General features: G+C 64.6%; 12 protein-coding genes and 1 tRNA gene. 8 read left to right on the top strand and 5 right to left on the bottom strand.

Annotated elements, in window-relative coordinates; translation table 11 throughout:
* Positions 1–4: 4 nt before the first annotated feature.
* Positions 5–670 (bottom strand): SOS response-associated peptidase, encoded by a 666-nt coding sequence (locus H9532_RS13680; RefSeq protein ID WP_296369582.1) that lies wholly within the window; start codon positions 668–670, stop codon positions 5–7.
* A gap of 85 nt (positions 671–755) precedes the next feature.
* Here H9532_RS13680 and ftsH point away from each other — a divergent pair, with 85 nt between their 5' ends.
* From ftsH to H9532_RS13655, 5 genes are all read left to right on the top strand, one after another.
* Entirely contained in the window at positions 756–2636 is a 1881-nt protein-coding gene (gene ftsH, locus H9532_RS13675) for an ATP-dependent zinc metalloprotease FtsH (protein ID WP_296369466.1), read from the top strand.
* Positions 2637–2800: 164 nt separating this feature from the next.
* Positions 2801–3751, top strand: a complete 951-nt coding sequence (gene argF, locus H9532_RS13670) for an ornithine carbamoyltransferase (RefSeq protein WP_296369464.1) — start codon at positions 2801–2803, stop codon at positions 3749–3751.
* Positions 3752–3761: 10 nt separating this feature from the next.
* Complete coding sequence (locus tag H9532_RS13665) at positions 3762–4976, top strand: family 10 glycosylhydrolase (protein WP_296369462.1); 1215 nt, start codon at positions 3762–3764, stop codon at positions 4974–4976.
* Positions 4977–5041: 65 nt separating this feature from the next.
* The gene (lexA, locus tag H9532_RS13660) at positions 5042–5659 is read left to right on the top strand and encodes a transcriptional repressor LexA (protein WP_296369461.1); all 618 of its coding nucleotides are present in this window, start codon (positions 5042–5044) and stop codon (positions 5657–5659) included.
* 106 nt (positions 5660–5765) lie between these two features.
* Positions 5766–5838 (top strand) — tRNA-Ala (locus tag H9532_RS13655).
* Between the two features lie 54 nt (positions 5839–5892).
* On the opposite strand, the gene H9532_RS13650 is transcribed toward H9532_RS13655, so the two are convergent.
* From H9532_RS13650 to lnt, 4 genes are all read right to left on the bottom strand, one after another.
* Positions 5893–6357, bottom strand: a complete 465-nt coding sequence (locus H9532_RS13650) for a hypothetical protein (RefSeq protein WP_296369458.1) — start codon at positions 6355–6357, stop codon at positions 5893–5895.
* Positions 6358–6675: 318 nt separating this feature from the next.
* The gene (locus tag H9532_RS13645) at positions 6676–8004 is read right to left on the bottom strand and encodes an MFS transporter (RefSeq protein WP_296369456.1); all 1329 of its coding nucleotides are present in this window, start codon (positions 8002–8004) and stop codon (positions 6676–6678) included.
* On the bottom strand, positions 8004–8489 hold the full coding sequence (locus H9532_RS13640; protein WP_296369454.1) for a hypothetical protein: 486 nt from the start codon (positions 8487–8489) through the stop codon (positions 8004–8006). The genes H9532_RS13645 and H9532_RS13640 overlap by 1 nt, the downstream gene beginning before the upstream one ends.
* Before the next feature lie 79 nt (positions 8490–8568).
* A complete protein-coding gene (lnt, locus tag H9532_RS13635; protein ID WP_296369452.1) occupies positions 8569–10035 on the bottom strand; it encodes an apolipoprotein N-acyltransferase in 1467 nt (488 codons plus the stop codon).
* Between the two features lie 54 nt (positions 10036–10089).
* Here lnt and H9532_RS13630 point away from each other — a divergent pair, with 54 nt between their 5' ends.
* From H9532_RS13630 to H9532_RS13620, 3 genes are all read left to right on the top strand, one after another.
* Positions 10090–10458, top strand: coding sequence for a hypothetical protein (locus H9532_RS13630; RefSeq protein WP_296369450.1), 369 nt, complete (start codon positions 10090–10092; stop codon positions 10456–10458).
* Positions 10459–10497: 39 nt separating this feature from the next.
* On the top strand, positions 10498–11118 hold the full coding sequence (locus tag H9532_RS13625; RefSeq protein ID WP_296369448.1) for an FKBP-type peptidyl-prolyl cis-trans isomerase: 621 nt from the start codon (positions 10498–10500) through the stop codon (positions 11116–11118).
* A 183-nt stretch (positions 11119–11301) separates the two neighbouring features.
* Positions 11302–11901, top strand: a complete 600-nt coding sequence (locus H9532_RS13620) for a superoxide dismutase (protein WP_296369445.1) — start codon at positions 11302–11304, stop codon at positions 11899–11901.
* Positions 11902–12152 lie beyond the last annotated feature (251 nt).

The raw sequence follows: 12152 nt of genomic DNA, 5'->3' as shown, positions 1-12152 counted from the left end.
GGCGTCATTGTGGAGATCCTGGAAACAACGGCAACTGCTCTGAGCTGAGCTGTGATCGCTTGGCACGGAGCGCCGGCGGTTCTGCAGTCCACCACCCCGGATCCCAGCCCTGCAGCAGCGGCTCAAGGGCCCGCAGCCCAGGGCCATCCTTCGTTTCCAGCCAGGCCTGCTCGAGACCATCCGGCACGATCACGGGCATCCGGTTGTGCAGTGGAGCCACCAGGGCATTGGGCGCGGTGGTGAGCACGCAACAGCTCTCCACCTCGCTGCCATCCGGACCGATCCAGCGATCCCAGATGCCGGCCAACCAGAACAGAGCGCCATCACGGCGCTGAATGCGGTGGCCCTTCTCGTAGAAGGCATCGGCGGGCAGCAGGCAACGCCGATGGCGCCAAGCACCGCGAAAGCTGGCCTTTTCCGCCACGGTTTCGGCGCGGGCATTGAACGGCCGCGGACCCACCAACGGGTCTTTGCTCCATTCCGGCAGGAGCCCCCAGAGCATCAGAGCAGGCTGCAGCGCTCCGTGCTCCTGGCGCAGCGCCAGCACCGGTTCGCCCGGTGCGATCAGACCGCGTGGGGCGTAGTACCGCTCCAAGCCCAGCGGCAACGCTCCCTGGAGACGCGGCAGCAGTTGATCGAGGCGAGCAGTGAGGGAATAACGACCACACACGGCCAGAGCGGCTCCCGTTCGGTTCTCACCCACCACCGGGCCCGTGGGCGACCCCTAGTTTGGAAGCCATTCCGGCTGCCTGTGCATGCCTATCCGTAAGGACGACACACCTCCGAATCGTCGCTTCGGCATCGTGAACCTGGTGCTGATCGGCGTTGGGGTGCTGCTGCTAGTGAGCAGCTTCCTGCCGAATCAAGGCATGCAGCAGGTGCCACGCGTTCCCTACTCGCTGTTTGTGAGCCAGGTGGACGACGGCAATGTGCGCCGCGCCTACATCACTCAGGAGCAGATCCGCTACGAACTGAAGGAGGCGCCGGCGGAAGGCGCCCCGAGCGTGCTGGCCACCACGCCGATCTTCGACATGGATCTGCCGAAGCGGCTCGAGGAGCACGGCGTGGAATTCGCCGCGGCACCACCTCAGAAGCCCAGCTTCATCACCACGGCGCTCAGCTGGATCGTGCCGCCGCTGATCTTCATCCTGGTGCTGCAGTTCTTCGCCCGCCGCTCCATGGGCGGCGCCCAGGGGGCGCTGAGCTTCACCAAGAGCAAAGCCAAGGTGTATGTGCCCGATGAGGAATCGCGCGTCACCTTCGCCGATGTGGCCGGCGTGGATGAGGCCAAGCAGGAACTCACCGAGATCGTTGACTTCCTCAAGACCCCGGAGCGCTACACCGCTATCGGCGCCCGCATTCCCAAGGGTGTGCTGCTGGTAGGCCCTCCAGGCACCGGCAAGACCCTGCTCTCCAAAGCCGTGGCTGGGGAAGCGGGCGTGCCCTTCTTCATCATCAGCGGCTCAGAATTCGTTGAGCTGTTTGTGGGCGCTGGTGCAGCCCGCGTGCGTGATCTGTTCGAGGAAGCCAAGAAGAAGGCGCCTTGCATCATCTTCATCGACGAACTCGACGCCATTGGAAAGAGCCGCGCTGGCTCCATGGGGGTTGTTGGCGGTAACGACGAGCGCGAGCAGACCCTCAACCAGCTGCTCACCGAGATGGACGGCTTTGCCGCCAAAGACAAACCGGTGATCGTGCTCGCCGCCACCAACCAGCCCGAAACCCTGGATGCCGCCTTGCTGCGTCCCGGTCGTTTCGATCGCCAGGTGCTGGTGGATCGCCCCGACCTCTCCGGCCGCAAAACAATCCTTGATATCTATGCACGCAAGGTGAAGCTGGCCCCAGGCGTGGATCTCGACAAGATCGCTCAGGCCACCAGCGGCTTCGCCGGTGCCGACCTGGCCAACCTCGTGAACGAGGGTGCCCTATTGGCAGCCCGGAGCAAGCGCACCTCCGTGGAGCAGGGCGACCTCAACGAAGCGATCGAGCGCGTGGTGGCCGGCCTCGAGAAAAAGAGCCGTGTGCTCCAGCCCGATGAAAAGAAGGTGGTGGCTTATCACGAAGTGGGCCACGCCATCGTTGGTCACCTGATGCCGGGTGGCAGCAAGGTGGCGAAGATCTCGATCGTGCCCCGCGGGATGGCAGCCCTGGGTTACACCCTGCAGCTGCCCACCGAAGAGCGCTTCCTCAATTCCAAGGAAGACCTCGAAGGCCAGATCGCCACCTTGCTAGGGGGCCGCAGCGCTGAAGAGATCGTGTTTGGTGCCGTCACCACCGGCGCCGCCAACGACCTGCAGCGGGCCACCGACATCGCCGAGCAGATGGTGGGCACCTACGGCATGAGCGATGTGCTCGGCCCCCTTGCCTACGACAAGCAAGGCGGCAGCCGCTTCCTTGGTGGTGGCAACAACCCCCGCCGGGTGGTGAGCGATGCCACCGCCCAGGCGATCGATAAGGAGGTGCGCACCTTGGTGGATCGCGCCCACGACCGAGCCCTCTCGATCCTTCACCACAACCGCGATCTGCTGGAGAGCATCTCCCAGCAGATCCTGGAGAAGGAAGTGATCGAAGGCGACGACCTCAAGAACCTCCTCGCCAGCAGCGTGATGCCCGAAGAGGCCGTGGCGATTGCCTGATCGGCCCTGACTCACAGCTGGTCGGGCAGCATCACGCCATCAGCGTCCAGAGCCGGATATCCACGGATATCCCGTTCTGGGCGCTTTTTGGTGTGCCGCCACAGGGCCAGACCCTTGACGAAGGGGCCCGTGATCTCGGATAAGGGTTCTTTGAAGAAAGGCCGATGGCTGCCAGCAGCGGCTACCCAGCCTTGGCGGAGCTGAAAGGGCGCGACTTTCTCTCCTCCACCGACACCACAGCCGAGCAGACCGCCGCTCTGCTCCAGCTGGCGAGCGATCTCAAGGCAGGCCGCACCCGCATCGATCTCGGCGGCCGCAGCCTCGGCCTGATCTTCAGCAAGGCCTCCACCCGCACCAGGGTGAGCTTCACGGTGGCGATGGCCCGGCTGGGCGGTCAGACCATCGACCTCAATCCCCAGGTGAGCCAGGTGGGCCGCGGTGAACCGGTGGCCGACACCGCCCGCGTGCTCAGCCGTTATGTGGATGCCCTGGCGATCCGCACCTTCGCCCAGGAGGAACTGGCCGACTACGCCCATTGGGCCTCCATTCCGGTGATCAACGCCCTCACCGATCTGGAGCACCCCTGCCAGGCTCTGGCCGACTACCTCACCCTGCAGGAAGCCTTTGGCGAACTGGATGGGCTCACCCTCGCCTACGTGGGTGATGGCAACAACGTGGCCCACTCGCTGATGCTCTGCGGCGCCTTGCTGGGGGTGAACGTACGGGTGGGCTGCCCCAAGGGCTATGAGCCGGATGCCGGGGTGCTCGAGCAATCCCGCCAACTGGCAGGCACCCGCTGCAGCATCGACGTGGTGCACGAGGCTGTGGCCGCCGTGCGCGGTGCCCATGCCCTCTACACCGATGTCTGGGCCTCCATGGGCCAGGAGGATGAAAAGGCCGCCCGCGAAGCCGCCTTCAGCGGCTGGTGCCTGAACGAAGAGCTGGTGGCTGAAGCCGATCCGCGGGCGATTGTGCTGCACTGCCTCCCCGCCTATCGGGGCCTGGAGATCAGCGCCGGCGCCATGGAAGGCAGCAGCAGTCGCATCTTTGACCAGGCCGAAAACCGCCTGCATGCCCAACAGGCCCTGCTGGCTGCCCTGCTCGGAGGCACCTGAGCGTCAGGGCATGGCGCACTCGCATCCAGCCCGAAGGAGCAGGCGGCGGGTTCTGGCGGCAGCTCTACTCAGCGCCTGGATCCTTGCCTGGAGCCAACCATCGCAAGGGCAGCAGCAGGAACTCCGGGGGGTTTGGCTCACCGCCAACGACATGCCCGTTCTGCGTGATCGCGAGCGCATGCAGGCCACGGTGGATCAACTAGCCCAGCTGCAGTTCAACAGGCTGTACGTGGTGGTGTGGAACGGCGGCATGGGCTACTACCCGAGCCAGCTGACCGAGAGCCGCGGCTTTCAGAGCTTCACCTACCGCGGCCTGCAGGGGCAGGACGTGATCGGTGAACTGATCAATGCTGGACGCAGCCGCGGGCTAGTGGTGCTGCCGTGGTTTGAATTCGGCTTGATGGCTCCGCCTGATTCCGAGCTGGCCAAGCAGCACCGCAGCTGGCTCACGCAGAAACGCGATGGCGGCCTCACGTCGATCAGCGCCGCAGGCGAGGTGGTGTGGCTCAATCCCTTCCGACCCGATGTGCAGCAACTGATCACCGATCTGGTGCTGGAGGTGGTGAACCAGTACGGAGCGGAGGGGGTCCAGTTCGATGACCACATGAGCCTGCCGCGGGAGTTCGGCTACGACCCCTTCACCGTGGAGCTCTATCGCAAGGACACCGGCAAGGCACCGCCGGCCAACCCCGATGACCCGGCCTGGGTGAAGTGGCGAGCTGATCGGCTCACGGCCTTCATGCAAAGCCTGAGCCAGGCCATTCGCACAGCGAGGCCCGGCGCCCTCGTGTCCATCTCCCCGAACTACTACGACTTCGCCTACAAACTGCAGCTGCAGGATTGGCGCCGCTGGGTGCAGACGGGTATCGCTGATGAACTACTCATTCAGATCTACAGACCCGATCTAGCCAGTTATCTCCCCCAGCTGAGCAAACCGGAAGTTCTGGAGGCCCGCGATCGCATCCCCACAGCCATTGCCGTGCTGAGCGGCCAGCGCAATCGCCCCACCACGCTCCCCCTGATCCGAGAGAAGGTGGAAGCCAATCGCGGGCAGGGTCTCGGCACTGGATTCTTCTATTTGGAGAGCCTTTGGAGCCTTGGGCCTGAACCCGCCAGCGAACGGATCACAGGCCTGAAACAGCTGCTGGCGCCCCAGAACCTCCCCGCTGCAAGCACGGTGCCACCGCCACTGCCACCACCGCCCGTTGCGCCGACCCTGCACTGAGCCACAAGGCTTGCCATGGCGCAACCCGGGAGGTACAAATGTATTGACAGCCACTCACCCCTCCGGTGCCCACAGGATCGCCTGAACCGCTTACTCCTGCCCAGCAGGAGCTGTACGACTGGCTGGCGAGCTTTATCGGGCAACACCGCCATAGCCCCTCCATCCGCCAGATGATGGAAGCGATGGGGCTGCGCTCCCCGGCTCCTGTGCAGAGCCGCCTGCGCCATCTTCAGCAGAAGGGTTGGATCACCTGGCAGGAAGGCCAAGCCCGCACCCTGCAGCTCCTGGGCGAACTCACCCCAGGCATCCCCGTGCTGGGTGCCGTAGCCGCCGGCGGACTGGTGGAAACGTTTGACGACGTGAGCGAGCGGATTGATCTGGCGCCCGTATTGGAGACCCGCGGCCTATTTGCCCTGACCGTGAACGGCGACTCCATGGTGGATGCCCACATCGCTGATGGAGACGTGGTTCTGATGGAACCGGTGCAGGAGCCCAGCCGCCTGCGCGAGGGAACGATCGTGAGCGCTCTGGTGCCTGGCAGCGGCACCACCCTCAAACACTTCCACCGCGATGGCGGCCAAGTGCGACTGGAAGCCGCCAACCCGGCCTATGAGCCCATCGTGCTCGACGCCGAACAGGTGATGGTGCAAGGAAAACTGGTCGCCGTCTGGCGCCAGGTTTAAGCGGCTGACCAGCCCAGCACCCCTGCGTTGTAAGCTCTCTGCATCGAAACGGCGGGCCGCAAGGCCAGTTCGGGAGTCCAGCCCCGATCAGCCTTTTGATCCAAACGGGGCCATAGCTCAGCTGGTAGAGCACCTGCATGGCATGCAGGGGGTCAGCGGTTCGAATCCGCTTGGCTCCATCGAGTTAACCCGGGCATTCCCCGGGTTTTTTTGTATCTCGCCAACGCCAGGCATCAAAGGCCCAGGCGAATGCGTTCGTGCTTGATCGGCTTGGTGATCTCAGCGTCCACTTCGCCATCCACGCTGGCGTCCACACTCCCACTCACCTGAGCTGTCACGCCGCCCGTTACGGCCACAGCACCGAACACTTCAGCCTTCAACGGCTTGTTCAACTGGGGGACTTGGACTGCCACAGGCGCGGCCAGCCGCACGCCGTCATGGAGTTGCACCGTGGCATGCAGCGCCTGGGTACGGATGGGAGCTTCGATACCACTCACGGCCGCCGACACCGGCAGAGGCTGATCAAGCGTGAGCTGCACGCGCACTGGCCCCTTCAAGATCATCTCGTCGTCGGTGGCAATCACCCAGGCCAAAATCCCTGTGCAGGCCACCAGGGCGAAAGGCCAGCGCAAGAGGGTGAGCGCGCGAAGCACCAGCACGGAACGTGGGCCGAGTTCACCGCCGGAAGGCCAAGACATCAAAACGTGACCCAGGAAACAAAACCTCGGTACACCACGAACACTTTTACACCGGTAGCCGTTGCTACACTTTCAACACGTTCATCCCCTTGTGGGACGCACGCCTTGGCAGCAGGGAACGGGGCTGCCAGCTTGAGGCAACCGCCATGAACACCCTCGCCCTCATCCGCGCGCAGATCCTGAAGGCCCAGCGCCTGCACCAGGCTCAGCTCGCCACTGTGAGCAACCCCCGCGCCCAGATCTTCTGATCCGGGGAGGCCAGTTCATCGATTCGGCGCCCTCTCGGGCGCTTTTTTTTGCGCACCGTCTGGGCTCGATCTAGACGCCGGCAGAGGCGGATCGCTGATCAAGAGCCAGCAGCGGCCTACGCAGCAGCAGCACCGCCAGGATCAGCGCTACTCCCATCGACACCTGCACAGGCCAATAACCCGAGCCAGGGTTACCCGCAAACAACGCGACCCCATGCATCAGCCCACTGGCCGCCGCCGCGCTGAATGACTGCAACCCCTTACCCAAGCTGGCAATGGCCGACACCCGGCCCTGCAAGGCAACCGGCGTGAACCCCTCCACGAGGGCCGTATCAAGATTCACGGCCAACACTCCGCAGACTCCTGCAAAGAACGCCGCCAGCGAGGCCCAATGGATCACGTCACTGGAGGCCAGCAGCACGATCGATAGCCCCAGCCCGGCAGACGCTGCCAACAGCGGCCCACCAGGACGGCGCCCACTACCGGAGGCCATCCCCAACAACGCCCCCACGAACCCTCCCAGCGCCACAGCTGAGAGCAAAGCGGCGTAATAGCCGTGGCTCTGACCCCCGCCCATCGCACGATGACCATGCACAAAGATCGGCAGCAGGGTCTGGAAGGGCATCCCCAACAGCATCACCACCGCCAACAGCTGCAACAGCGCCCTCAAACTCCACTGGCCGCGCACAAACTGCAGGCCCTCAGCAACGCTGCGCAGAAAAGATTCCCCCTTGCTGCGTGCAGCATGGGTTGGGGAGTGCAGCGAAGGCAGAAAGGGAATCAGTGCTAACAGGGGCAAAAAACTGAGCACATTGAAGCAGAAGGCCACCTCTTCATGACTGCGATTACTGGTGCCAATACTGAGCAGCACCCCGCCAAGGGCCGGACCAAAAATGTTGGTGACATTGGACGATGCGCTGTAGAGCTGCTGCGCTTCCATCCATTGGTGCTGCGGCACCATCTCGGTGATCAGCGCCGTTCGGGCAGGTGAATCAAACGCAGAAATGGCGCCATTGCAGGCATTCACAGCGACCAAAAGCCATAGGGGCACAGTGCCATCCATCGACGCCAACCAGAGCGTCAGCGCCACCACCAAAAAACCGGTTTCGGTGAGCTGAAACAGCCGCCGCCGGCTGATGCGATCGGCAGCGGCCCCACCCACCACTTCCAGTAAAAACTGCGGCACGCCATAGCCCAGGGCCAAGGCCGCGATGCCACTGGCGCCGTAGGTCTTCACCGTGAGCCACGACAGCGCCATCACAAAGGCGCTGGTGCCGAGGTTCGACACCAGATTGGCCACCCAGAAGCGACGAAAAACGCGCAGTTGCCAGAGCGAACGGGCGCTGCTCAGTAGCCGACTGAGAGCGGATTCCTGGGAATCCTCAGCATTGAGGGGCATCAAGGCCTGCGGCAGCTTTGACGCAGCAGATGCTGCACCAGTGCGGGATCGGCCTGCAAGGCATAGGCCTCAATTTCCCGCTGACGGCTGTCCTGGGGAAGGGGAGCTGTGGTGGCCACCACGTGCTGGAGATTGCCCTGGTTGCGCAGGTGCTGCAAGAAGAAGCCATTCAACTGGCGCTCCGTGAGATCACCGGCTCGCCTCAGCCCTTCGCTGAGCGGCAACGATGAGGGGGTCTCGAGGCCATCGAGGCAGTCCTGCACCACATGCACCAGCTCGTGATGGAGCACCTTGGAGCGCTCCTTGGCTCTGGTCTGCAGGGCATCGCCCAGGCAGAGCAGATTGGCGCCCATGTTGTATGTGGCGAGCTGACCAGGAGCTCCGCACGCACCGCCCTGCTGCACGCTCACCCCCAGGGCCCGCAGACTCTCGAGCAGCTCCGCCTCCGCCTGCAGCGGCAAACCCTCAGCCCAAAGCGGGGACATTTGCAGCCCAGCCACTCCAAACGCCAGAGCAGCAGCCACACGCCAGCGCGAAGGACGCACAGGCAATCTCAAGAAAGTCTCAAGATTGTCGCACCCGAGACCGGAGCCGGGCTGCGCCTGCTCCTGCGGCGAGCAGCAGCAACGGCAGCTCGCCCGTGCGGCTGTAGCCCGTACGACCAACCCGCACCTGCAACTGCACCAGCAGGGTTGAAGCCTTGCCGGTGCTCAACCGCTGACGCACCACGCCTGAAGGATCCACCAGCAGGCTGGGGCCGGTGTTGGCGGCGCTCACCAGCCAGCGCCCCGTTTCGATCGCCCGCAATTGCGCCAAGGCGGCGAACTGACCCTGCAGCTGAGAGGGATAGGGATCGAGGTTGGCGCTGGCCAACAGCCAGCCGGCCCCATCGCGCGCCGCCGCCGCCAGGGCAGCCCCATCAGCGATCTCGTAGCAAATGGCCACGCCCACAGCGCCTGCGGGACGCGCCAGCAACCGCGAGGGTTCGCCGAAGCTCACGCCACCCACCGCTGACAAGCCCGCCCAGCGCAACCAGCTGCCGCCTGGTATCCACTCCCCGAGCGGCACGAGCCGGTGTTTGTCGATCGCCTGCACTGGCGCCTGCTCCCCGGGCGCAAAGCGCAGCACCGCGCTGCGCAACGCACCATCCACCTCGCGGAAACCGCCGCTCAGCACCTCCACATCCGCGGCGTGGGGGAGGGTCTGCCCCACAGCCAGGGCCCCTTCAGGCAACACGAGCAGATCAGCCCCTTGCTGCTCCGCTTGCAGCTGAGCCCCGGCCAGACGGCGCAACAGAGCCTGTTGCTGGCTCCAGCTGAATTTCTCCCGGGTTGGAATCGCCGGTTGCAGCACCAGCAGATTCAGGCGGCTTGCAGCACCGGCAACCGGCCCAGGCAGCTGCAGCAGCCGCCAACCCCAGGCATGCAGCAGCACCACTACCAGCAACCAGGCGCCGGCCGAACGCCAGACACCACTGCGTTGCGCAGCCCAGGCCACCAGAGCGCGCCAGAGCCACCAAGCCAGCAACAGCTGCAAGGCCGCCAAACCACCCGCCCCGATCCATTGGGCCAAGCCAGCCATGGCGCGATCACCCGGCAACGCGGCGCTACCCAGGCCGATCCAGAACAACGGCCCCTTGGCCAGCACGATTTCCGCCAGCCCCCAGAGCGCTGCGGCCAGGCAAGCCGAACTCCAACGCTCAGGCCCCATGAGCTGCACCAGCAGCCGCCAGCCGCCCACCAGAGCCGCCGCCACCACACCAAGGCTGGCCCAGAGCAGCAAACAGAGCGGCAGGCTTAGTGGCAGCGGCACGCCCACCCAATCGAGGGGATGAAGCCACAGCAACCAGCGATGGCTGACCAACACCGCCGCGCCACCCCAGAGCGCCGCAGGCCCAGGCCCCAGAGCCCACAAGGGGACCAAGGTCAGCCACAGCAACGGTGGACAGCCCCAGGGTGGCAAGGCCAGACCGGCCAGCAACCCAGCCGCCGCCGCGCCGCTCCATGTCCACAACGGCCGGTTCCCTGCCATGGCGACTGACGTTAGGAAGCGCCATGGTTTGGAGCAGGAACCACGGGCGGGCCCATGGACGCGAGCAATCCCCTTCAACAGCTTCTGGTGCGGGGCCTCGGCACGACATCACTGGTCGCCGAACGGCTGCGCAGTGTGACCCAGGCCTGGGTGAGCAGCGGCCGCCTCGACTCGTCCCAGGCCACAGCGCTAGTGGACGATGTTCTGGCCAGCCTGCGGGGCGAGAACCCGGAACTGGAGAAGCAGACCGAGCGCCAGGTGGAGCGCAATCTCGATCACCTCCTGCAGGATCTCGGCCTGGCACGCCAACGGGAAGTGGATGAACTGCGAGGCCGCATCGATCGGATGGAGCAACAACTCAGGCGGCTACGCAGCGACACGGAAGCCAACGACACCAGCCGTTTCAGCGACATTCCCGACTGAAGCTGGGGCAGAATTCGCCGACCCAGCCCTTCTCGAGCCATGCGCGACATCCTGATCAGCTCGGCTGTGTGCGTGGCCTGCCTGCTTCTGGCGCTGGTCAGCCAGCTGGTGGCGCCCTCCACGGTGGAAGCCCAGCCGGCGGCGCAGGTGGTGGTTGCCGCGGCTCCGGCTGCAGCCCCGGCCAGCCTGAGCGGCCAGTTTGAGCTGGATCCTGAAGACCCCAACCCCGCGCTTTTCACCATGGCCAGCGACGCCGACAACAACGACCTGATCGCCGATTCCGGCGCCTCCGCCCTCGGCGGGGAAATGGTGGTCGCCAAAGAGCGCGTGACCCCCAGCGGCCTGCGCATCACCGATCTGGTGCTGGGCGACGGCCCCGAAGCCACCTCGGGCCAAACGGTTGTGGTCAATTACCGCGGCACCCTCGAGAACGGCAAGGAGTTCGACAGCAGCTACGGCCGCGGCCCCTTCTCCTTCCCCCTGGGCGCCGGCCGGGTGATCAAGGGCTGGGATGAGGGCGTGGCCGGCATGCAGGTGGGCGGCAAGCGCAAGCTCGTGATTCCCCCGGATCTGGCCTACGGCGAGCGCGGCGCCGGCGGCGTGATCCCCCCGAACGCCACCTTGATTTTTGAGGTGGAGCTGCTGCAGATCAAAGGCTGATCAGCGCCGATCACAACTGAGCGGTGAACCGCCCCGGACTGGTGTTCGGCATGGCTCCTCTGGGCAACGCTGGCGCCTGAAGGCCGGGACGGTTCTCGCGACTTACGAAACCTGAAGCGATCGTTAGGATGCCGCGGCCGTCCGGCACTTGGCCGGGCCACATCCAGCACGATCCCACGTCACATGGCTCACACGCTGCCTGCGCTGCCCTACGGCCTCGATGCGCTCGAGCCCCACATCTCCCGCCAGACCCTCGAGTTCCACCACGGCAAGCACCACAACGCTTACGTGACCAACCTCAACAACCTGGTGGCCGGCACCGAGCTGGAAAGCAAGAGCCTGGAAGACACCATCACCGCCGTGGCCGGTGACGCCAGCAAGGCCGGCGTGTTCAACAACGCTGCCCAGGTGTGGAACCACAGCTTCTATTGGCAGTGCATCAAGCCCAATGGTGGCGGCACTCCCAGCGGTGCTCTGCTCGACAAGATCAACGCTGACTTCGGCAGCTTCGAGAAGTTCGTTGAGGAGTTCAAGGCCGCCGGCGCGACTCAGTTCGGCAGCGGCTGGGCCTGGCTGGTGCTCGACAACGGCACCCTGAAAGTGACCAAGACCGGCAACGCCGATCTGCCCCTGGCCCACGGTCAGAAAGCGCTGCTCACCATGGATGTGTGGGAGCACGCTTACTACCTCGATTACCAGAACCGCCGCCCCGACTACATCACCACCTACCTCGACAAGCTGGTGAACTGGGACTTCGTGGCCGCCAACCTGGCTGCCGCCTGATTCACACCCCTCGACTGATCAGCTCTCGATCAACTTGAGAATTAGCCCCGTGCGCCCTTCGTTGGCACGCGGGGCTTTTTCATGCCAACACCCAAACAATCAGCCGTGCTCCTCACCACGCGAAACCCCTGCGGAGCGGCGGCGAGACTACAACAACAAAGCAAACAGATTTACACATAGGTGCAAGAAGTAAATAAGTTAATTCAGCCAAATACACCCCTTGCGTGGCAATATTTCTTCGCTAATGCGCC

Source organism: Vulcanococcus sp. Clear-D1 (assembly GCF_014654725.1).
GTDB lineage: Bacteria > Cyanobacteriota > Cyanobacteriia > PCC-6307 > Cyanobiaceae > Vulcanococcus.
This window is presented reverse-complemented; position numbering and strand designations above follow the sequence as displayed.